This is a genomic window from Yersinia sp. 2541 StPb PI (genome assembly GCF_052217145.1).
Classification (GTDB): Bacteria; Pseudomonadota; Gammaproteobacteria; order Enterobacterales; family Enterobacteriaceae; genus Yersinia; species Yersinia enterocolitica_E.
On the sequence record NZ_JAZGQB010000001.1, the window covers coordinates 1,471,709 to 1,494,463 of the forward strand.

Sequence of the window (22,755 nt, forward strand, 5' to 3'; positions counted from 1 at the left end):
TTGCAGATGTGTTGGCCTCGACCAATCCACGGATCTTGCGATGCGGTCGCTGTTTAGTGCCTTGCTGCAACTTGAAATTTATTGGGTATCTTCAGTTATCGGCAGAGTGTGAATCAAAAAGGTGCAACCAGCGTTCCGGCGCGGTGCACCTTTTTTGTTATCTAGCCGAGGGCCATGGGTATTGTGGCAAAACGGGGCCAATAACTTGCTAATCCGTACTTGATACGGCAAAGTCGGGCGATATTTCTTTATGTTATGCTCACTCTATAAGGCATAACGTCAGTGCGAGGCTATACCCCATGAAACGACTTATTATCGGCATTAGCGGTGCCAGCGGTGCCATTTATGGCGTACGGCTGTTACAGGTGCTGCAACATGTCGAGGGTGTGGAAACTCATCTTATTCTCAGTAATGCGGCGCGCCAGACGCTGGCGCTGGAAACGGAATTTAGCGTGAAGGATGTGCAGGCACTGGCCGATGTTGTACATGACTCACGTGACATTGCTGCTTGTATCTCATCCGGATCATTCAAAACGCAAGGTATGGTTATTTTACCCTGTTCAATCAAAACGTTATCTGGAATTGTCCATAGCTATACCGAGGGTTTGCTGACCCGCGCCGCGGATGTGATCTTAAAAGAGCGCCGCCCGCTAGTGTTATGTGTGCGTGAAACCCCGTTGCATTTAGGGCATTTACGCCTGCTGGTACAAGCCGCTGAGCTGGGCGCTACCATTATGCCGCCAATGCCTGCGTTTTATCATCGACCACAAACCATTCAAGATATTGTTGATCAGACCGTTAATCGGGTTATCGATCAATTTGACATCGAACTGCCTGAAGACCTGTTTACACGATGGCAAGGCAATAATTAACATTTTTCCCTTAATTGATACATTTGTGCAACATCGCACTGAAATGGGGCGGATTATGCACCACAATGATCCTGTTTTAGAACGCGTATCATGGCATGAGTGTGGTATTCGATTTTTGTATACGACTTGATGCCTGTATTTCGTGGTGATCGTGCTAGTTAAGCGGTGGTGGAATTAGCTTTCCTACCAGATGATTACTGGCACGATTACTGCAAATTGATTTATGAACGCTCTGGGTTGTACAGAACATTAACGCGCTTTCTGGCATCGAAAATCAATTTGAGGGTTATGTATGAATAAGAAGATGTTGGTTCTTCCGCTAGTCTTAGCATTAGCTGCTGCCAGCAGTGCTTTTGCTGCCATTCCGAAAGATGTCAAAATTGGTACTGATCCAACTTATGCTCCTTTTGAATCCAAAAATGCCAGTGGTGAATTGGTAGGTTTTGATATCGATATAGCAAAAGAGTTATGCAAACGTATCGATACTAAATGTACTTTTGTTGAAAGTGACTTCGATGCATTAATCCCATCACTCAAAGCCAAAAAAATCGATGCCATTATCTCCTCACTCTCCATCACGGAAAAACGCCAGAAAGAGATTGCTTTCACCGACAAACTCTACGCTGCCAATGCCCGTTTAATCGCGACCAAAGACAGTAAAATAGAGCCAACATTAGTCGCCTTGAAAGGCAAACGTGTTGGGGTGTTGCAAGGCTCTACGCAGGAAGCATTCGCCAATGCTGAGTGGCAGCCAAAAGGTATCGATGTGGTTGCCTATCAAAATCAGGACTTGATCTACGCTGACTTGGCTTCAGGGCGCATTGATGCGGCTTTCCAGGATGAAGTTGCAGGCAGTGAAGGTTTCCTGAAACAAGAAGCGGGTAAAGGCTATGCTTTCGCTGGCCCATCAGTAAAAAATGATCAGTTCTTTGGCGTAGGTACCGGTATGGGCTTGCGTAAAGATGATGCGGAACTGAAAGCGGCGCTGGATAAAGCCTTTGCAGAAATGCGCAAAGATGGCACCTACGACAAGCTCGCGAAAAAGTATTTCGATTTTGATGTTTACGGCGGTTAAGCACCTTTGCCGTTAGAGCCTCTGCCAAGAGTGGCAGGGGCCTCTACATGCAATTAAACATAGCAATTAACCAGACTCCTTACTCAGTAAAACAGGATAACCCAGATGCTGGATGGATATTCGAAACTGATATTTGAAGGTGCGCTGGTGACGCTGGAGTTGGCACTGTGTTCAGTGCTGCTGTCAGTGATTATCGGCTTGATTGGTGCCGGTGGAAAGTTATCATCAAACCGGCTGTTATCTGGCTTGTTTGAGTGTTACACCACACTTATCCGTGGTGTACCCGATTTAGTCTTAATGCTGCTTATCTTCTATGGTTTGCAGATAACCCTAAATAGCATTACTGAATCAATTGGTTTTGAACAAATCAATATTGATCCTCTCTCCGCTGGGATTATTACCCTTGGCTTTATCTATGGTGCTTATTTCACTGAAACCTTCCGTGGCGCATATATGGCCGTACCCAGCGGCCAAATTGAGGCAGCGACGGCATTTGGTTTCACCCCTAGCCAGATTTTCCGCAGAATCATGTTTCCTGCCATGATGCGCTACGCACTGCCGGGTATTGGCAATAACTGGCAAGTCATTCTAAAGGCAACGGCACTGGTCTCTATTCTGGGATTAAATGATGTGGTTAAGGCCACACAGTTGGCAGGCAAAGGGACTTACCAGCCGTTTTTCTTCGCTTTAGTGGCCGGAGTGGTCTATCTCATCTTCACCACGGTATCGAATGGCGTATTACTGTGGCTAGAACGGCGCTATTCCCATGGGGTGAAGAGGGCTGAGCTATGATAGAAATCCTGCAACAATATTGGCAAGCGTTGCTCTGGAGCGATGGCTACCGCTTTACCGGGATGGCTGTCACCTTATGGTTACTTATTTCCTCGGTAGTGATGGGCGGGTTACTGGCAATTCCTTTGGCAGTCGCAAGGGTAGCCGAACGGCGTTGGATTCGTTTACCGGTCTGGGTTTTTACTTATATCTTTCGTGGCACGCCTCTATATGTACAATTATTGGTATTCTATTCCGGTATGTACAGTTTAGAGATTGTCCGAGGCAATGACCTGTTAAATGCCTTTTTCCGCAGTGGCTTGAATTGCACTATTTTGGCGCTGACACTGAATACCTGTGCTTATACCACTGAGATTTTCGCCGGTGCCATTCGTTCGGTGCCACACGGTGAAATCGAAGCCGCCAGAGCCTATGGTTTTTCACGTTTTAAATTGTATCGCTGTATTATTTTACCTTCTGCACTGCGTATTGCCTTACCGGCCTACAGTAATGAGGTAATCTTAATGCTGCACTCTACCGCTCTGGCATTTACTGCCACAGTGCCAGATATTCTGAAAATAGCGCGAGATATTAACGCCGCAACTTATCAGCCGTTTTATGCTTTTGGTATTGCTGCCGTACTTTATCTGATTATCTCCTTTACGCTAATTAGCCTGTTCCGCCAGGCAGAGAAACGTTGGCTGGCTCATATAAAACCTCAGGCATCGCATTAAGTACGGAGACCTTATGACTGACACATTAGAAACTAAAATAGCTGAAACCAAACTGTCTGTGACGGAATTGCATAAGCATTACGGTGAACACGAAGTACTCAAGGGCGTTTCACTTTCAGCTAAAGCAGGGGATGTTATCTCCATTATTGGTTCTTCCGGTTCAGGGAAAAGCACTTTTTTACGCTGTATCAACTTTTTGGAAAAACCCAGTGAAGGCTCGATTAGTGTAAATAATCGTGATATCCGTTTGGTACGAGATAAAGATGGGCAGTTGAAAGTTTTTGATAAAAAAGAGCTGCAACTGTTACGCACTCGCCTGACGATGGTATTCCAACATTTTAATTTGTGGAGCCATATGACGGTGTTGGAAAATGTGATGGAGGCGCCGGTTCAAGTCTTGGGGCTGAGTAAGTCAGTAGCCAAAGAGCGAGCTATCCGTTATCTGGATAAAGTCGGAATTGATGAGCGCGCACGCGCCAAATATCCGGTGCACCTATCTGGTGGGCAACAGCAACGCGTCTCCATTGCCCGGGCATTGGCGATGGAACCGGATGTATTACTGTTTGATGAACCCACCTCCGCACTGGATCCTGAATTAGTCGGCGAAGTATTGCGTATTATGCAAAAGCTGGCAGAGGAGGGGAAAACTATGGTGGTGGTAACCCATGAAATGGAGTTTGCCCGTCATGTCTCCAGCCATGTTATCTTTTTACACAAAGGCGTAATTGAAGAGGAAGGCCCGCCGGCTGAACTTTTTGGTAACCCAAAGAGTACCCGCTTGCAGCAGTTCCTTTCTGGTGCACTGAAGTAACCTGAGCACTAAGCCACTTATGGGAAATTTTTTTATCGACCATAAGTGGTTCCTATCTCACGACCTCTACTTATTTAGCCGATCACATCATAGGCTTGTTAATTAATAGATATCTTAAATATAAGATTAGATATTTATATTATTATATAAATAGATATAATAATAATTATGATTCTTTGAAATTATAGTATTCTTTTAAAGATATATTGAGATGTTATTTGATTTTTTAATATTGTTAATTAGTTAATAGATAGTATGTTCACTATTGGTCATCAAGATTAGTTGTTTGCATAATGAATGCAGCTTGATGATGTCTTTTTTTCTTAAGTGAACATACAATTTAAGGTTTTTCAATGCCAAATATAAAGTTAATTGCAAACGGTTTTTTTGAATTCAGCCAAGGATATGATCTTCTTTTACCCGAAAGTAAAAAAATATTTGATATTGCATTTTCTGTTGTTACTCATGGGAATACTATTTCTGCAAAAGAATTTAATAATGGCTTATGCCGGGCGTTATCTACAAAGTTTTTAATTGAGGACAGTAAATACGGCCCAGGTGGAGGTCAGGCGTATCTTTCTTGGTTAAAGAGAATTGTGCTTAATGATATAACTGACACAAGGATAACAGATCTAGATTCAAAATATTTAATAAATAACATAAGAACTCAATATTACAGGCAATTTGTTTCTGACGAGTTGAAATCACTCTTATGGGTCCAATACTGTGAAAGGAGATATCATAACGCAAAGTTTATCGGTGATATTATTCAAGATTTCAAAGTAGCCTTAGTAAATGAAGATAACACACAACGTCATGTTAATTTAGAGCAGTTCATTAAATTGTTAAAAAGAAAATCCTCCAAAGGTACTATTAATAATGAAAGATTAATAAATTCCCTCGGAAATACGATCAAAGATAAAAGTGGTGCGTTTAAACGTGTTTTGGCCGATTTACGTAAAACAGGTAAAGGTAGTGAATATATAATTGATGGTCTGGTAAATAATTTACTTTATGAGCAAAAAGTAAGAAATAATGATAATTTATCAATCAATGATTTTCTGAATATATTAACTGATACTACCATTAAAGAAAAAAATATCGCTGATAATGACTACACAAAAATTCTAATAGAAGGTGGTTTGTATGATGGGGAAGACTCGCTGAGTAAAACAAAAACAGAAGGTATGGTAAATAAATTAAACCCAGAAAAAATAGAATTTAATAAATTAATGGAGATTCTAAAGCGGACTAAAGAAAATACATTTTTCAGTTTTGACTCACCTAACCATGCTATGAGCATATCTATTTTTATGGAGAATGGGAGATTTCTCTATAAGTTTTTCGATCCTATTATTGGAATATACACATTTGATAAGATAAATTTATTTGAAAACTTTCTTGACCAATATTTAAAAATTAATGGTGACATGTATCTATTTAATGAAAAGAGTAATTTAACAGAAGGAGGGAGTGACTTTAATATTGAATATCAGAAATATCAATCTAATCCTAATCATATCAACCAGGACTCAATGTGGAAGATCTCCAGAGATGGAGAGAAGGAATATATATTAAGGTCTCTCAAAGAAAAGAATTATAAATTTAGTATAAATAAACATCATGATGCGCAAATAGTCGATTTCAACTTTGAGACAGGTGTTGATGGCAAAAGGGTTATGAAATCTATAATCATGGAGCTAAATACTGGCGACAAACTATCCCGGATACTTATACAACCCGATTATTTTGATGGAATTCTGAAAGAAGGTGAAAAAAGGAATGTCCTTAATTCTGATATAACCGATAAAGTATCTGCGTCAAAACAGCTAGCCGACTGGAATCGGGTAAAACCGGAGCTCATAAAAAGCCTGGATAATGATGATGGTGCGGGAACTCAGTACGACTATCAAATTATTTTCCAGTTGTCAGGTGAGCGTGAGATTATTGAAGGCGATGAAAGGCTTGCCAGCAAGCATCCGGATAAAACAGTAATCATTCAATATGACATTAATGCCGGGGAACATAAAATTGTCTACGGCGATTTAGAGAAATCACAAGGGGATAATGTTCGTTGGGTATTAAGCAGTCATGGCAGTGATGTGGTAGATGGGACGAATACCACTCTGGCAGGTTATAAACCCAATGAGGTGATTTCGGCTCTACAAAGAATACAAGAAAAATTAAATTTAACTAAACCTAAACATGTTGTTATTGCTGGCTGTAATTTAGGTAATGAACGCAGTATTAGCCATTTTGGTTTGGATTTTTCCAGGGGCTTATGGGCAACAGGTATTAATGCGTCGGTCAAGGCTTATAATCAGGATTTAACCGTTAATATTATTGGACAGAAAAATACAATAGATTCAGCAAACCAGCAACATAGTAAGAATAAATATCATCGCATTAAATATAGCAAGGACGAACACGGAAATATTATTGTCAATGATGTCATAGCAACATCTCTATTGATAAATGATATAATAAATGAAAGAGTTTCAGTTGATGATGCGATCAACATTTACCCTGATATATTACAAAAAGACTTTTCTCAGGATGGCGTCATATCCCGTGAAATGATATTAGATGTGATTGATAATGATGATAGCTATTTAAAATTTAATGAATTCCTTGATAAGAAGCTAGATAAAGATATTTCAGGTGATCAATCATTTGCTGATTGGTCAATCAGAAGGAGTAATAATAAAAGTGTACTGAGTTCATGGGGCTATGTTAATGCGGAAGAGATTTATGACAACAAATTAATTAAGCCTACTCCGCTAGACTACGACTATCAAGTCATTATTCAATTAGCAGACGATGAAGTGATCGTTCGTTCAACTCAAGAACTTGCCAGCAAGCATCCAGATAAAACGCTAATCATTCAATATGATATTACCAGTGGAGAGTCACGATTTGTATATGGAAATCCCAATGCATTAAGCGGTGATAAGATTAAATGGATATTAACTGGCCATGGGGATGACGATGAAAATACATTAGATGGTCACTCTGCTGATAAAGTTTATAGTGCACTACAAGATTTAGCCAAACAGAAGAAATTAACAATACCTGAACGGATGGTTATACTATCATGTGAGTTGGGGAAAAACCCTGATACCGATGGAATTGTGCCTCACTTCGCTTTGAAATATGCAGAAATTGCACAAAAAAATGGAGAAAATTTATCATTACGTGCCTACACACAAGAGGTTATTGTTGATGATGATGGGCATCGTAAAACAATTGTTTATGGTCAAAATGAAAGTGAAGGTCAGCTATATACCAAAGAAAGTAGCCATAGAGTTGATTACCAGACAACTAAAAATGGTCAACTATTAATTAATGATATGCCAGTGGCTAGCTATATATTACTGGATATTGCTGCAGATAAAATAACACCAAATGAAGCCATAGAAAAATATAGCCAATATCTAGAATACTACTTTGCTGATGAAAATAATAAGATTGATAAAAAGCTGTTGGCTCAAGCTGCGCACGATCCCTTGGTGTGGCAACGATTTGCTGAGTATGCAGAAAAAACACAGCAGGATCCTGCAGCTCATCAATACAATAATTGGGTCGAGTCGACGGCTGGACATAAGAGCCGAACGCTTAGCCAGCGTGCACGCAGCGCTGTAACCGTGTTAGATGCTTTAGCTGAAAGCAGAGTATCGATAACTCAGTTGCATAAAGACTCTAAAAAACTATTAGGAGATTTTATAGCGGATTCTGATAATCCTCTTTTAAGTAGAGAAATACTAAAAAAAATAAATGATCCTGACTCTTATCTCGATTTACGTTTGGATTTACTGGAGTTACAGCAGCTAAGTGATAATAATTCTAACCTGACACAACTGACAGATGTAGAAGCATTAAATTTGAGTGTGGCATGGCATAAAAGTCAGGCGGACAATAACTTAAGATTAATGGAGATAGCGGGTGATTATCATACCAAAAATAGTGATATTAAATATTCTGCTCTAAGTCAATCGATCACTTTATCAGGAGATCTCAATAGGATAAAAAAACGCACTATGGATCTGGGCGTTACTTATTTATATTTTTCGTCTAAAGGGAATACTTCCGGTTTTCATGATCTATTATCCCGACATCAGGATATTTGTCACAATATAACCAATGAGTATGCTTCTATTGATGAAGTTAAACAGTTAGATAAAATAAATCAAAAGATAAACACTTTAGAAAGTAACACATATAATGATATTGCGCTAATGGGGGCCAGAGGAAATTTAAATAGAGGTATTGAAATCAATGCTAATGGGTATTATCAGGTTGTTTTTGAAAATAAAACCATCAACCTGGTTGTCGAAAATGATGATGGGAATTATCGTTATCGTATTTATGATCCAGAAGCTGGAGAGTTAGTTTTTCGTGCGAATAGTATAGATGATGGCAATAAAGTTCTTACGTCACAATTAACTAAATATGTTTCGGCTACTAATCAAAACAACTTATCATTTGAAATTAACAGTTTTGACTTTTCAAGTGCAAAAAATTCTAATTATGGTTCTACATTAGATTCTTTATTTAAAACCAGATTAGAGACTGAGAGATACAAGCTAAGTTTACAGAACGATATTATACTTAAAGGGCAGCCCATTTCTCTTAGTACATTATATGATATGGGTGCAATGATTGATGGTAAGTTGATTACTGTTGATGTTCTTTCAACTAACCCAGAATGGAGTAAAAAAGTTTGCTTTGATCCTGCTAAATTAAATGAATTTTATACATTGCCTGATCAAACATCTGTTGAACAACAACAGTCGGTTAAGGTGATTAAGATATTATTAGATAATAATAAAAATTTATTGAATTCTCACCCTGATCCTAATGTGATGCAAAATGCAGCGCGGTATATAGCTGCGATTAATAAATCGGTTGATTTAAACTGCAATATCCGCCCAAAACTGTGGGATAGCCTAACCCAGGCAACAGTTAAATCAAGTCGTTTCCAATCATTTGGCCAAAAATTAGGGGCTGGTACACAGGCTATTGGGATACTCACGTTCTCCATATCCTCTTATGGAATGACAAAAAGATTACAAGACCCTAATATAACAGAGGCAGAGCGTGCTGAAATAATCAAACAACTAGCAATTGGTTTGAGTTCTCTCGCTGTTGATTTTGGCACTGACCTTATGCAGCCTGCTTTTGATAAAGCCTATAATTTTTTCACTCGTAAACTATTATCTGGATCGAAATCAGGTATCGGGCGTATGGGTTATAAGGCCTCCGCTAAAATAGTAAAACACATGGGGGCGGCATTAAATGTAGCCTCAGCAGGTTTTGATATTCGTGAAGCTATTGATAATTTTACTAAAGCGTTGCAAGAAACGAACCCAGATTTGAAAAGAGACTACATCGTTAATGGTAGCCTTTCCGTAGTGGGTGCCGCAATAAGCATAGCCACTGCGGTAGCATTAGCGATGGGGCTGAGCGCTGCTGGCCCTATTGGAATCGCAGTCGGTGCCACTCTTATGTTAGGGGGGATGATATATAACGCAGTTCGGCAAGTTGAGTATATTAAACGTGAAATTGAACTCACTGGTTGGCAGGAGTTTAAAACTGGCTTCCGTTTGGCATTCGGGGCAGAGCCGGAGAAGGAGATACTCAATAAGCTTAGTGCTGAGCAAAAACGTAAAATGGATAATTTCAGGCTTGAGTTAGTTAAAAATACCTATACTAAAATAATTGAACCTATGGGATTTAATACTCTTTTATACGTTAATGAAGAAGTTGATATTACCCCAGTTAAAAAATATATTTTCATCTATAAGGCAGACTCAGTATATAGTCACTCCACTGAGAAATGGCTTAGAATGTATACTAATGATACTGCAACAGGATATCTGCCTGATAAGGAAGTCAGTGATTCCATATCAAAAGATCCGACTAAGTCGGATATAGAAAGATATTATCTGATGCGTTATAAAACAAAACCATTATCTGAAAATGATTATAGGAAATGGCTTGATGATAAAAATGTTGACCATTTTAAATTTGATATTGTAGAAATACATGAATCTGATATTGATAATCGTCATGCTCAGGATAATGTAATTATTAAAAATCATGAGCTATTTATGAGTCATGAATATTTTAATGGAATAAGAAATCTTTGGAGGTATAATGAAGTAACTCCAACTATAGAAATTTCAAAAAATATTGATGGCAGTATCAATACGAACTTTAATTATTATGAAAATGTCACAGAGTCAATACATGCTCCTTCGTTTGGAAATAATCCGGATAAAAGTACACACTTTAATCCGGGCCGAGGAAGTGATCTTATTATTGGTTATAAAGAACACAGGAACAGCTTTGATGTAGGGGAAGGTGAAAAAACTTTTTTTGGCGGGGATAAAGAAGATACGTTTTATCTAATGGGGGATGTCAGAGCTAGTACACATAGCTTGACTACAGTATTGGACGGGCAAGGGGGGAGTGATACACTCGTCCTACTGGGGTTGCGTTTTGGTAACGGATATGATGTTGATCTGGCTAAAAACGATGTAAGATATATTGGCGATGAGTTAAGATTGCTATCAGTTTATAATATAGAAAATGTTTATGGTCATGATGGTTTTTTCAATAAAATAAAAGGAAATGCTAGCGATAACTTTCTTAAGGTTGGCAATGGGTTGGCCTGTCTGGACGGTAGAGAGGGTAATGATATATTGGCATTGAACAGAGGAACGGCTATAGGGGGGAGTGGCATCGATACTTATATTATATCATCTAATGAAAATATACCGATTGATGTGACAATTATTGATTCTGGGATTGATGAAGTAAGTACCATTATATTACCTGTTAATGTTGAAGATATACGCGTTATTTTACTCGAAGGGAATGATGTTATTATATCTGTAGATGAAGAAAAATATTTTGGTAGCAAAATTAGATTAAAGGATGTTTATAAGCTAAAAGACACTGGTGATAAAAAAATATTATCTCATAACTTTATTATTAACACGGCTGATAGCTTAATATTAGTACCTAATTGGCCTAAGGAGTTAGATAAAAATGTAAATGAATTACCATCATCCCTTGAAATGATGGCATATTATAATCCGATGATTAAACAAGCTGAAAAACCATCAGGGAAACAAGAGGTTACTATATATAAAAGGTCCTATAGCCAGGACTCTATCATTATTGATAAGGAGGTTAATAAATTACCTGATTTTATAAAAGCTTCACTTAATGGTAGTGTATTAACAAAAAATATCATTTTTAGTGATGGTCTTTATCATAAATTTGAAAATTTAGGAGCAGGAGATACTGTTACTGCTAATGGTGGTGATAATGAATTTCACATACCTAATTTATTACTTACAGAGAGCGATGGGGATAGTGTATTAACTATTGATTGCCGTCTTTTGATAAACAGCAATAATCCTGATAATACTGTCTATTTGTCATTTGGTGATGTCACCGGTTATGATCTTAATGTCACTAAAAATAGGTTAGGGGATTTAATAATCAGTCATCGTGATAAGCCTAATGAGTTTTTAAGTATTGATATTATTTATCTGGATAAGCTTAAATACAAAAATAATAAAGTTATTACATTTTCTGATAAAAATGGCTCGACATTCTTCGTTGAACAAAGTGGTGAGGGATATAGTGTTTATGAAGAGAGTGCTGTGGATATTAAGGCCACAGAAGGAAATGATAATATCAATTTACCGGAAGGTTATCGCTTATTAAATAACGTCATCGATCTTTTAGATGGCGATGACGTTATATTCGATGGAAGTGGCAGAGGTAATACCATCAATGGTGGCATAGGTAATGATATTCTCCATGCAAAATCAGGGAATAATCGTCTCAATGGTGGTCAAGGTCATGATCAGTTATTCAGTGGTAATGGTAATGATCATTTACATGCAGCGCAGGGCAACGATACGTTGTGCAGCGGTGGTGGTATCGACTTTATGGATGGTGGTAAAGGTAATGATACTTTTGTCATTGAAAAAGGTCAGGGTATAACCACTATCCGTGATGGTTACGGCAAGAATAGGGTACATTTTGAAGGTATTGATTATAGAGAGCTGTGGTTTAAAAAACAGAATAGCCAACTGTTGATTACCATAAAGGGAACCGAGAAAGAGGTCATTATTGATGATTACTATTCAGGGCAAGAGGTATCTTCCCATTTTTCTTTTCAAACAAATCATCATAAAATTGAAGGTGATAACCTTGCGTTGCTGATTGATAATATGTCTAATGTTCCCGATAAAACTCGGGAACTTATACAAGGCGTAGGTCACAAAATGTACGGCGCTGATCTTAATCGAGCCTGGGCTCTGATTGCCGCCTGATAAAAGTAGGGTAGTGTAGATATTCCCCCGAGGGGGAATATCTACTGAGATTATCACCTGAATTTAATAATTCGATCTGGCCGCAGGTTTATTCAGCACATTGCGCAGTGCTTCTTCCAATTCAAAATAACGAAAACCAAAACCGGCTTCTTCCAATCGTTTCGGCACTGCCCGTTGCCCGCCCAGCACTAACGCTGCGGATTCACCCAGTAATAAACGAATCGCGGCGGCAGGTGTGCGGATAACCGCTGGTCTGTCTAACACATCGGCCAGAGTGGCAATAAATTGCTCGTTATGTACCGGATAAGGCGAAACCATATTAAATGGACCCTTGAGGCCATCGGTGGTCAGCAAATAATGGATACCATGTACCATATCATCGATATGGATCCAGGGTAGATATTGGCGACCATCCCCTATCGGGCCACCCAATCCAAGACGTAATAGCGGGACCATTTTGGCTAGTGCACCGCCGTGTGGCGCTAATACAATACCGGTGCGTAACAGGCAAACACGGGTATGACTACTTTCAGCCGCCCGAGCCAGATTTTCCCAGCGTTCGCACAACTGATGGGTAAATTCATCATGTGGCGTCTCTTCTTCGGTAACCAGAGCTTGCCCCTGATCACCATAAAAGCCAACGGCGGACCCTGAAATAAATACTGCTGGCGGTGTCGTGCTGGCCTGTATTAGCGTGGTCAGGCGCTCGGTTATCTGCCAGCGGCTTTGGCATAGAATCTCTTTTTGCTGCGGGGTCCAGCGTTTTTCCGCAATAGGCTCACCGGCCAGGTTGATTACTGCATCAAAATCATTGAGATCATGTTTATCATCCAGCGTTGACCAGCAGGTGACTTGTGCGCCGAGTACCTGATTTGCCCGCTGAGTGTCACGGGTCAGTGCGGTTACTTGATGGGCTTGCGATAAAAGGAAGGCAGTCAGACTGCGCCCTATTAGGCCTGTAGCTCCGGTTATTAATATACGCATAGCCAACCTCCATTTATTCCCTTCTTAATTTGAAGCCGCAGAGGTGTTATCTGCGTTCACTTACCCAAATAACTTACTTGATGCCTGAATAGTGGCAGTCTGGTGTCTCTTTCAGCATAGGCTAACCTACGCTCTTCTCCTACGATACTGAGCATATCTTGAGATTAAAATTTTTATCTCATCAGAGCGTCTGGTGAGTCACATCATTTGGAAAAATAAAAAATTTTAACTAAATAAATGCACCAATCTGTCCGATTAATACGGTATTGAGTGCTTAAGTAATACCACTTCGACGGTAGAAAACGGCCGAAATGGTTATTTTTTCTGAGCAACAAGAACGACTATAAGCCATACGCTGATTATTTTTAAAACACTGATTTTGCGAATTTCTGCTAGAGTGAACAGACTAACCTGAATGGACGAGAGGGCAGTTGGCCTTCTCCCTTGTGAAGTTTGGATGTTTTATAAATAAATATTGGGTGTTTTATAAAAACTCACGGTGGCTTATAAATCCTCCGGCTGAGATCTGGTTGTGATCTCATTGTTGTCCATACACTTTTTCAGGTGCGCATGAAGCTAAATATCGAAGTTAATTGTTCTTATGTATGCGAACCCATACATAGACAAGATGGTAGCTTACTGGCAGTAGAGCTATTAAGCCGATTTTCAGCTAAATCGGTTGATTTGCCCATCGATGTTGAAAAGTTTATTAAAGAATTAGATGTCGACGGAAAGACTAATTTATTCCAGGATCAATTGCGTGCAGTAAAAGCCTATAGCGCTTGGTTTATCACTCACCATGTTTTGCTCTCAATCAATATTGATTTTGATTTGGCGGGAGTGATTGTGACTGATGCCGCAACGCGCCAGTTGTTGGATGAGATGCCCTTCCTACGGTTGGAGATCATGGAGACTTTTTCTAATTTATCCGATGGTATGAATAACCCATTGTTACGGGAATTGGCGCAGCGGTATCCGTTATGGCTGGATGATTTGGGCAGCGGCGGCTCCACCTTGAATGCGGTCACAGCCAATATTTTTGAATATGTAAAAATCGATAAGCATTTTTTCTGGCAGCACAATAAGCATACCTTCCCGATCTTAATCAATAACATTAAGAAATATTGCTTCGGTGTCATTGTGGTGGGCGTGGAAAATGAAGACGAGTCGGCGCAACTTAAGGGTAGCAATATTGATGCAATGCAGGGATATTTATTCAATCCTGTGACATTGGATGAATTGGTATCTCAGCCCTCATTATAACGGTTTCCTCGTATTGTCGTTCACCTTGCGCTGATATTATTTTTTCATGTCGGCGCTGCTTTTTGCGATAAAATTTTTGCATAACAGATATCGATTTTTATCGGATTAATCCGATCAATTGGATGATAGAATAGGCTTCTTTTATCTCTCATTGAGTGCCATGGCGTTTACGTCGCCTGATTTGCTGAGAGTAGACCTAAGAGAAGACGATATCATGAAGTTAATGTTTGCTTCTGACCTGCATGGTTCGTTGCCCGCAACGGAAAAGGTGCTGGCTACCTTCGAGCGCAGTGGTGCGCAATGGCTGGTGCTATTGGGTGATTTTCTTAACCACGGGCCACGTAATGCGTTGCCCGCGGGTTATCAGCCAGCAGAGGTGGCACAGCGCCTTAATGCCTATAAAGAAAGGATCATTGCGGTTCGTGGCAACTGCGACAGTGAAGTGGATCAGATGCTATTGCAGTTCCCGATGATGGCGGGTTGGCAGCAGATTATTATGCCAGAAACCCGTCTATTTTTGACGCATGGTCACCTTTATCACCCTGGCGCACTTCCTCCGTTGCGTAATGGTGATGTCTTAGTCTATGGTCATACTCATCTGCCTGAAGCTCGGTGGCAGGGAGAGGTTATTTGCTTTAATCCAGGTTCGGTCAGTATCCCCAAAGGTGGGTACCCGGCAAGTTATGGCATGTTAGAAGAGGGGGTTTTACAGGTTTTGACCCTACATAATGATGAATCTGTCACCCAATTGAATTTAAAAAAATTATTATAAATAGTTAGTTACCTAAAGTGATTGACGTTATGTCAGAGGGTAAACATATAATTAACAATTGCGCGAGTCTCACCGCGCCCAGATAGAAGGTTTCAGAGGATGGTGGAGCAAAATCCAGCAGCAGTCATCGAGTGGGTTGATATTGTTGATGAGCAAAATGACGTTATTGCTCAATCCAGCCGTCAACAAATGAGAGCTCAACGACTACGCCACCGTGCTACCTATATTGTGGTGCACGATGGAATGGGGAAAATTCTGGTACAACGTCGTACCGAGAGTAAAGATTTCTATCCCGGTAAACTGGATGCCACTGCGGGGGGGGTGGTGCAGAGTGGTGAAAACTACCTGGAGTCTGCGCGGCGTGAGGCAGAGGAAGAGTTAGGGATAGCCGGTGTCCCGTTTGCCGAACATGGCCTGTTTTATTTTGAAGAAGAGTGCTGTCGGGTATGGGGCGGATTATTCAGTTGCGTGTCCCATGGGCCGTTTGCACTACAGGCTGAGGAAATTGAAGAAGTATGCTGGATGGTACCGGAAGATATCACTGCCCGTTGTGACGAATTTACCCCAGACTCTCTGAAAGCGCTGTCACTGTGGCTGACGCGCAACAATGAGCAGGATTACGGTAAAATTACCCCACGCGAAGATTGATTCCCGCTTAGCCATAAAAAAAGCCCCTTTGCAGGGGCTTTTGTGTATCTCACCTTCATCTCACTGATTATCTTACAATAATACCCAGCAAGATACCCAGCGCACCAAAGTCGGCATCACTGAATGTGGTATTGGCAAAGCCGATATCACCCAGCACTGGCAGTAGGAAGACTGGCAGGAAGGTAATCAACAATCCCTGTGCGAAGGCACCTAAAATAGCGCCACGGCGGCCACCGGTTGCATTACCAAATACGCCCGCTGCCGCACCAACGAAGAAGTGAGGAACGACGCCTGGGATAATCACGGTCATGTTCATCAAATAGAGCGCGAACATACCGATAAGGCCTGCGGCAAAGCTGCTCAGGAAGCCAACCAGAACCGCATTAGGTGCATAAGGGAACACCACCGGGCAATCCAATGCAGGTTTTGCGTTAGGAACTAACTTATCTGAAATCCCTTTAAATGCTGGCACTATCTCAGCAATAACCATACGTACACCTTGCAAGATGATGTACACACCCGCGGCGAAAGTGATGGATTGCATCAGCGAGAACATGAACCAGTTCTTACCACCACTCAGGCTTTTCACTACTTCCGGCCCGGCGAACAGGCAAGTCACGATGAAAATGATACACATGGTGAATGAGATAGCCACTGGCGTATCACGCAGGAACAGCAAGCTTTTCGGCACATTCATATCTTCAGTCGAATGTTCTTTATTACCGAATTTGCTACCAATAAAGCCAGCCAGCACATAAGACAAGGTAGAGAAGTGGCCAATTGCCACATCATCAGAACCGGTCACTTTTTTCATGTAAGGGTGGGCAATGGCTGGGAAGAACACCATCGCAACCCCAACCACCAACGAACCGATCACAATCAGTGTCACGCCACTGATACCTGCGGTGGCTAGAATTACTGCCACCATCATCGACATAAACAGGGTGTGATGACCGGTCAGGAAGATAAATTTCCATGGCGTAAAGCGGGCAATCAGAATATTGATCACCATAGCGAAGAACATAATCATCGCCATCTCTTTACCAAAACTCTTTTGTGCCACAGAAACGATCGCTTCGTTATTCGGCACCACGCCCTGAATACCGAAAGCGTGTTGGAAGATATTGGCAAAATCACCCAAAGATGAAACCACCAGGCCAGCACCCGCACCTAAAATCACAAAGCCCATGATGGTCTTTACGGTGCCTTTAATACACTCTGTCACCGGTTTTTTCTGGGCAATCAGGCCAATTAACGCAATCAAACCGACCAGAACAGCCGGCTCAGAAAGCACATCACTCATTAAGAAACGAAAGAAATCCATGCCAGCCTCCGCTTACAGCGCGCCTAATTCAGTTAATGCCACAGACAAACGTTCTTTCATGGCTTTTTTATCAATCATGTTATCAAGAGCAACGATTTTGCCACCAACGGCCTGAGCAATCAGCTGTTCGGCAATATCTTTGGTACCGATGAAGATGTCGCTTGGTGTCCCTTTGGCAGAGCCAAGATCCACATGATCCACTTCGGCTGTGACTGCCAGTTCTTTCAGAATACTTTTGATGCTGATTTCCATCATCAGGCTGGTACCTAAGCCGTTACCGCAAACCACTGTAATTTTCATTTTTTTTTCCCTTAAAATTATTATCCGTACAGAATGCTGTGATTAATAACGCGCAATGACAGATTGGATCTCTTGCGGCGTTTGCGCATTAAGTAGGGTTTGTACATCGTTATCGTTATCGAACAACTGAGCGAGTTGAGAAATAGCCTCGATGTGGCTGTTGCTGTCTGTCGCGGCTAACACTATGAGCAGTTTGACCGGGTCATTACCTTCAGCATTGAAAGTGACACCCTCGGTAATGACGGTTAATGCCAAGGCGAGTTTATTCACACCTTCTTCCGGGCGGGCATGTGGCATCGCAATGCCGGGGCCGACTACGTAATAAGGGCCAATCGCCTCATGGGAGAGATAAATAGCCTCGACATAACGCGCTTCAATAGATCCATTATCAATCAGTGGCTTACATGAAATGGCGATGGCATCACGCCAGTCTTTTGCCTGGCTAACCACCTGAATGACGTCTGACGTTAACAGTGTTTTTAACATGATATTGATGACTCCCGATGACTGTTAACCTGAGAGTAGATAGTTATCGTTGCTATTAATGTGACGAATATCTCAATTGGTAGCGCTACCTGATAGCGCTATCAAATTTTGTGATAGCGCTATCATTTGTCGCGTCAGGGCCTTTGGCTATCTCGGAATAAGCCATATACAATGCAATGTATTGTCGAGACCCCGCAGACTGGCTTGTTTTATCCAGACAGAAAATTTTAATCCGACAAGAAATTTTAATTAGGCAGGAACTCAGCATGGAAAAAACGCGCAAGCGCCGTAATACCGGGCGGGTCACTCTATCGGATGTGGCGAATTACGCTGGGGTAGGGTCGATGACTGTTTCCCGAGCGCTGCGAACGCCGGAGCAGGTTTCAGATAAGTTACGTGAGAAGATAGAGCAAGCGGTTGAAACATTGGGATATATTCCTAATCGCACGGCAGGGGCTTTGGCTTCGGGGCATAGTGATACCGTGGCGGTTTTGATTCCGTCGCTGACCGATAAAGCCAGCTCCCGATTTATGCAGGCGCTGCAACAGATTCTGAACAAAAATGAATTTCAGTTATTGCTGGGTTGCCATGAATATAGTCAGCGGAAAGAAGCTGAAATACTGATGACGTTACTGCAAAGCAATCCGGCAGCCGTGGTGATATTTGGCTCACAACTGGCAGATAAAACCTATCAACTGCTTGAACGGGCCAATATTCCTACCGTTAATGTGGTGGGGTCCTATTTTAAAGGGGCGAAAATTACCCTTGAGGCGGCATTTTTTGAATCCGCTTATGCATTAAGCCGTCATTTACTGGAGCGCGGTTATCACAATATTGGTTTTATTGGCGCTCATATGGATAACCGCTTACAACGTCAGCAACTGAATGGCTGGCATAAAGCGATGCTGGAACATTATAAAAATGCTGATCAAACCGTCACCACACCAGAAACAGCCAGCTTACAGTTTGGTCGCTATGCCTTGACGGAAATTCTGCAACGCCAGCCTGAGCTGGATGCGGTTATTTGCAGCCACGAAGATATCGCTTTGGGGGTACTGTTTGAATGCCAACGTCGCTTGCTGAAAATTCCCGGCGGGATCGCGGTTGCCTGCCTGGATGGTTCTGATAACTGCGATCAGACTCACCCGACGCTGACGTCGATGCGTATCGATTACCGGAAGATGGGTAAAGATGCTGGCAAGATGTTGATCGAACTGCTCGAGAGTGAGGACGATGGCGAGTTGAGTGAACCGGTTAGCCAGAGTTTCAGCTATAAATTTGAACCACGGCAGAGTACCTGAGGCTAGCGCCAAACAATAAAGGAAAACCGCCCCGCAGGGCGGCTTACCGGGCTTACTTGCCTGACGTGTTGATTATCACCGTGATTGAGTTGTTGAAAATACGCCAACCCCCATTCCCGGATGTTAACAATGCGCCAAATACAACGAGCACAATACAAAAGTACCGTTTCATTGTGCGGTCCATGCTTAGACCGCTTCACGCCAGCACCACCGGTGATACTAGCGTGAATACAAGTACAGGGTTGCACTTGCGTTACGGCCAATGGATATCCTTCCCTTAAACCGATGCCCGCTTGCTTAAGGCGGCGAAAAGGTCCGCCGCGATTGTACACGAATGCACCCCAGCCGATACTTGACAGTGAATAGCAACTGGCCCAAAATATCAGAACAGGGTTGCACTTGCGATATGTTGGTAACAGTTATTTTGATACTAACAACCCCGCTGGAATGGCCGCTTACCGGACCAGCACAGAGAAACCGCCTATATGGCGGTTTTTTTGTTGGCGTATTTTAGGGATACGGTCTTTTGGCGAGTGTGGTTGCGAGGTGAAAACGTTCTAACCCCAATTTATACATCGCTTTGCCAACAAACAAAAACACCAGCACAAGGCTGGCGTTTCTTAGACAACGTAATCTTAGAATTAAGATGCGCTGGCGTCAGCCTGAGCGGATTGAATCGCCGTCAGTGCTACGGTATAGACGATATCGTCAACCAATGCACCACGGGACAAATCGTTAACTGGCTTACGCATACCTTGCAGCATCGGCCCGATAGAGATCAGGTCAGCAGAGCGTTGCACCGCTTTATAGGTAGTGTTGCCGGTGTTCAAGTCTGGGAAGATGAACACGGTGGCTTTACCTGCAACCGGTGAGTTAGGCGCTTTGGATTTAGCCACATCCGCCATGATTGCCGCGTCATATTGCAACGGACCATCGATGATCAAATCTGGGCGTTTTTCCTGTGCCAGACGGGTCGCTTCACGTACTTTTTCGACATCGCTACCCGCACCGGAATTACCGGTAGAGTAAGAGATCATCGCCACACGTGGTTCAATGCCGAATGCCGCAGCAGAATCCGCAGATTGGATAGCAATCTCAGACAGTTGTTCAGCCGTAGGATCTGGGTTGATTGCACAGTCACCATAAACCAGAACCTGGTCAGGCAGCAGCATAAAGAACACCGAAGAAACCAGTGAACTGCCCGGTGCGGTTTTGATCAACTGCAATGGTGGGCGGATGGTGTTTGCGGTGGTATGTACTGCACCGGAAACCAGACCATCAACTTCACCTTTTTCCAGCATCAGGGTGCCGAGAACGACGTTGTCTTCCAACTGTTCACGCGCGACCACTTCGGTCATGCCTTTGCTCTTACGCAGCTCAACCAGACGCGGAACATATTGCTCACGTACAGCAACAGGATCGATGATTTCAACGCCTTTGCCCAGCTCAACACCTTGCGCGGCAGCAACGCGTTGGATCTCTTCTGGGTTACCCAGCAGCACACAAGTTGCGATACCGCGTTCAGCACAGATAGAAGCGGCTTTAACGGTACGTGGCTCATCGCCTTCTGGCAGCACGATGCGTTTACCCGCTTTACGGGCCAATTCGGTCAGTTCGTAGCGGAATGCTGGTGGTGACAAGCGACGTGAACGCTCAGACGTTGCGCTCAGAGAGTCAATCCAATCACTGCTGATATGGCTGGCAACATAGTTTTGCAGCTTTTCAACACGCTCATGGTCATCTGCAGGGACTTCCAGATTGAAGCTTTGCAGGCTCAAAGAGGTCTGCCAAGTATTGGTATCAACCATAAATACTGGCAAGCCAGTTTGGAAGGCACGTTCACACAGGCTGTTGATACGCTCATCAATAGCGTAACCGCCAGTCAACAGGATGGCACCAATTTCAACGCCATTCATGGCTGCCAAACAAGCAGAAACCAACACATCAGGACGATCGGCTGAGGTAACCAGCAGAGAACCCGGGCGGAAGTGTTCCAGCATATGCGGAATGCTACGAGCACAGAAAGTCACAGATTTAACGCGGCGAGTGTTGATATCACCTTTGTTAATGATGGTGGCTTTCAGGTGCTTGGCCATATCAATGGCGCGAGTTGCAATCAACTCGAAGCTCCACGGCACACAGCCGAGAACTGGCAGTGGGCTGTTGGCAAACAGTTGGCTTGGATCGATGTTCGCGACGCTGGCCTTAGTGGAGTCATCAAAGATTTCAGACAGGTCAGGGCGGGTACGACCTTGTTCATCAACCGGCGCATTCAATTTGTTAATGATAACGCCAGTGATGTTTTTGTTTTTACTGCCACCGAAACTGGAACGAGCCAGTTCGATACGCTCTTTCAACTGATCTGGTGAGTCATTACCCAGAGCAATAACAAAGACGATTTCAGCATTCAGGGTTTTAGCAATTTCATAGTTCAATGCATTGGCAAACTGATGTTTGCGTGTTGGCACCAAGCCTTCGACCAGAACCACTTCTGCGTCTTTGGTATTTTCGTGATAACGGGCAACAATCTCTTCCATTAACACGTCTTGCTGGTTAGAACTCAGCAAGGTTTCCACATAACCCATATTCAGCGGCTCAGCAGCAGTGATGCTGGAGTTCGCACGAATGATGGTGGTGGTTTGGTCAGGTGCATCATCACCGGCACGAGGCTGGGCGATTGGCTTGAATACGCTCAGGCGTACACCTTTTTGTTCCATGGAACGGATGACACCCAAGCTTACGCTGGTTAAACCAACGCTGGTGCCGGTAGGAATCAACATTATTGTACGGGACACGGCTAAACCTCTTTACGGTTATGCCCTTCGTCCTTGAAGCCGCAGGGTTGTTGGCTACGCTCATGCACCCGAATCACTGACCTGAGTCAGCTCATCGGGATTTATTCGCTTGCCGCCTACCTGCAACTCCAATGACTTTGGGGACATCCTTCGTCCTTGAAGCCGCAGGGTTGTTGGCTACGCTCATGCACCCGAATTACTGACCTGAGTCAGCTCATCGGGATTTATTCATTTGCCGCCTACCTGCAACTTCAATGACTTTGGG

The 22,755-nt window shown here is 42.6% G+C and carries 15 protein-coding genes; 10 read left to right on the plus strand and 5 right to left on the minus strand.

Annotation, left to right across the window (positions count from 1 at the left end; all coding sequences use genetic code 11):
* Positions 1-299 precede the first annotated feature (299 nt).
* The 6 genes from V1953_RS06535 (at position 300) to V1953_RS06560 (ending at position 12,617) form a co-directional block, all read left to right on the plus strand.
* The gene (locus V1953_RS06535) at positions 300-872 is read left to right on the plus strand and encodes a UbiX family flavin prenyltransferase (RefSeq protein ID WP_083158239.1); all 573 of its coding nucleotides are present in this window, start codon (positions 300-302) and stop codon (positions 870-872) included.
* Between the two features lie 292 nt (positions 873-1,164).
* On the plus strand, positions 1,165-1,947 hold the full coding sequence (gene hisJ, locus V1953_RS06540) for a histidine ABC transporter substrate-binding protein HisJ (protein WP_083158240.1): 783 nt from the start codon (positions 1,165-1,167) through the stop codon (positions 1,945-1,947).
* Positions 1,948-2,052: 105 nt separating this feature from the next.
* Complete coding sequence (locus tag V1953_RS06545) at positions 2,053-2,739, plus strand: histidine ABC transporter permease HisQ (RefSeq protein WP_083158241.1); 687 nt, start codon at positions 2,053-2,055, stop codon at positions 2,737-2,739.
* Positions 2,736-3,452, plus strand: coding sequence for an ABC transporter permease (locus tag V1953_RS06550; RefSeq protein WP_083158242.1), 717 nt, complete (start codon positions 2,736-2,738; stop codon positions 3,450-3,452). The genes V1953_RS06545 and V1953_RS06550 overlap by 4 nt, the downstream gene beginning before the upstream one ends.
* A 13-nt stretch (positions 3,453-3,465) precedes the next feature.
* A complete protein-coding gene (gene hisP, locus V1953_RS06555) occupies positions 3,466-4,263 on the plus strand; it encodes a histidine ABC transporter ATP-binding protein HisP (protein ID WP_005192680.1) in 798 nt (265 codons plus the stop codon).
* A 353-nt stretch (positions 4,264-4,616) separates the two neighbouring features.
* Positions 4,617-12,617, plus strand: a complete 8,001-nt coding sequence (locus V1953_RS06560) for a C80 family cysteine peptidase (RefSeq protein WP_442850769.1) — start codon at positions 4,617-4,619, stop codon at positions 12,615-12,617.
* A 63-nt stretch (positions 12,618-12,680) separates the two neighbouring features.
* Here the strand turns inward: V1953_RS06560 and V1953_RS06565 are convergent, their stop codons facing one another.
* On the minus strand, positions 12,681-13,601 hold the full coding sequence (locus V1953_RS06565; protein ID WP_442850770.1) for a TIGR01777 family oxidoreductase: 921 nt from the start codon (positions 13,599-13,601) through the stop codon (positions 12,681-12,683).
* A 570-nt stretch (positions 13,602-14,171) separates the two neighbouring features.
* On the opposite strand from V1953_RS06565, the gene V1953_RS06570 reads away from it, so the two are divergent.
* The 3 genes from V1953_RS06570 (at position 14,172) to yfcD (ending at position 16,284) form a co-directional block, all read left to right on the plus strand.
* Positions 14,172-14,864 (plus strand): EAL domain-containing protein, encoded by a 693-nt coding sequence (locus V1953_RS06570; RefSeq protein WP_442850771.1) that lies wholly within the window; start codon positions 14,172-14,174, stop codon positions 14,862-14,864.
* Positions 14,865-15,078: 214 nt separating this feature from the next.
* Positions 15,079-15,636 (plus strand): phosphodiesterase, encoded by a 558-nt coding sequence (gene yfcE / locus V1953_RS06575; protein WP_442850772.1) that lies wholly within the window; start codon positions 15,079-15,081, stop codon positions 15,634-15,636.
* Between the two features lie 99 nt (positions 15,637-15,735).
* The gene (yfcD, locus tag V1953_RS06580; protein WP_083158246.1) at positions 15,736-16,284 is read left to right on the plus strand and encodes an NUDIX hydrolase YfcD; all 549 of its coding nucleotides are present in this window, start codon (positions 15,736-15,738) and stop codon (positions 16,282-16,284) included.
* A 67-nt stretch (positions 16,285-16,351) separates the two neighbouring features.
* Here the strand turns inward: yfcD and V1953_RS06585 are convergent, their stop codons facing one another.
* Genes V1953_RS06585 through V1953_RS06595 form a run of 3 tightly spaced genes read right to left on the minus strand, consistent with a single transcriptional unit; the run spans position 16,352 to position 18,394 of the window.
* Positions 16,352-17,608: a PTS ascorbate transporter subunit IIC gene (locus V1953_RS06585; protein WP_005277900.1), complete on the minus strand. Its 1,257-nt coding sequence runs from the start codon at positions 17,606-17,608 to the stop codon at positions 16,352-16,354.
* 12 nt (positions 17,609-17,620) lie between these two features.
* Positions 17,621-17,908 carry a PTS sugar transporter subunit IIB gene (locus tag V1953_RS06590; protein WP_083158247.1) on the minus strand — a complete coding sequence of 96 codons (288 nt, stop codon included), beginning with the start codon at positions 17,906-17,908 and terminating at the stop codon, positions 17,621-17,623.
* 42 nt (positions 17,909-17,950) lie between these two features.
* The gene (locus V1953_RS06595) at positions 17,951-18,394 is read right to left on the minus strand and encodes a PTS sugar transporter subunit IIA (protein WP_083158248.1); all 444 of its coding nucleotides are present in this window, start codon (positions 18,392-18,394) and stop codon (positions 17,951-17,953) included.
* Positions 18,395-18,660: 266 nt separating this feature from the next.
* Here V1953_RS06595 and V1953_RS06600 point away from each other — a divergent pair, with 266 nt between their 5' ends.
* On the plus strand, positions 18,661-19,695 hold the full coding sequence (locus tag V1953_RS06600) for a LacI family DNA-binding transcriptional regulator (RefSeq protein WP_083158249.1): 1,035 nt from the start codon (positions 18,661-18,663) through the stop codon (positions 19,693-19,695).
* A 641-nt stretch (positions 19,696-20,336) separates the two neighbouring features.
* Here V1953_RS06600 and pta read toward each other — a convergent pair.
* On the minus strand, positions 20,337-22,475 hold the full coding sequence (gene pta, locus V1953_RS06605) for a phosphate acetyltransferase (protein ID WP_193784805.1): 2,139 nt from the start codon (positions 22,473-22,475) through the stop codon (positions 20,337-20,339).
* Positions 22,476-22,755: the final 280 nt, after the last annotated feature.

Excerpts from the sequence above, each read along its gene's own strand:
- V1953_RS06535 (WP_083158239.1), top strand. The coding sequence starts at position 300 with ATGAAACGACTTATTATCGGCATTAGCGGTGCCAGCGGTGCCATTTAT.
- hisP (WP_005192680.1), top strand. The coding sequence starts at position 3,466 with ATGACTGACACATTAGAAACTAAAATAGCTGAAACCAAACTGTCTGTG.
- V1953_RS06545 (WP_083158241.1), top strand. The coding sequence starts at position 2,053 with ATGCTGGATGGATATTCGAAACTGATATTTGAAGGTGCGCTGGTGACG.
- V1953_RS06585 (WP_005277900.1), bottom strand. The coding sequence starts at position 17,608 with ATGGATTTCTTTCGTTTCTTAATGAGTGATGTGCTTTCTGAGCCGGCT.
- yfcD (WP_083158246.1), top strand. The coding sequence starts at position 15,736 with ATGGTGGAGCAAAATCCAGCAGCAGTCATCGAGTGGGTTGATATTGTT.
- V1953_RS06560 (WP_442850769.1), top strand. The coding sequence starts at position 4,617 with ATGCCAAATATAAAGTTAATTGCAAACGGTTTTTTTGAATTCAGCCAA.
- V1953_RS06570 (WP_442850771.1), top strand. The coding sequence starts at position 14,172 with ATGAAGCTAAATATCGAAGTTAATTGTTCTTATGTATGCGAACCCATA.
- V1953_RS06600 (WP_083158249.1), top strand. The coding sequence starts at position 18,661 with ATGGAAAAAACGCGCAAGCGCCGTAATACCGGGCGGGTCACTCTATCG.
- V1953_RS06550 (WP_083158242.1), top strand. The coding sequence starts at position 2,736 with ATGATAGAAATCCTGCAACAATATTGGCAAGCGTTGCTCTGGAGCGAT.
- V1953_RS06590 (WP_083158247.1), bottom strand. The coding sequence starts at position 17,908 with ATGAAAATTACAGTGGTTTGCGGTAACGGCTTAGGTACCAGCCTGATG.
- V1953_RS06565 (WP_442850770.1), bottom strand. The coding sequence starts at position 13,601 with ATGCGTATATTAATAACCGGAGCTACAGGCCTAATAGGGCGCAGTCTG.
- pta (WP_193784805.1), bottom strand. The coding sequence starts at position 22,475 with ATGTTGATTCCTACCGGCACCAGCGTTGGTTTAACCAGCGTAAGCTTG.
- yfcE (WP_442850772.1), top strand. The coding sequence starts at position 15,079 with ATGAAGTTAATGTTTGCTTCTGACCTGCATGGTTCGTTGCCCGCAACG.
- V1953_RS06595 (WP_083158248.1), bottom strand. The coding sequence starts at position 18,394 with ATGTTAAAAACACTGTTAACGTCAGACGTCATTCAGGTGGTTAGCCAG.
- hisJ (WP_083158240.1), top strand. The coding sequence starts at position 1,165 with ATGAATAAGAAGATGTTGGTTCTTCCGCTAGTCTTAGCATTAGCTGCT.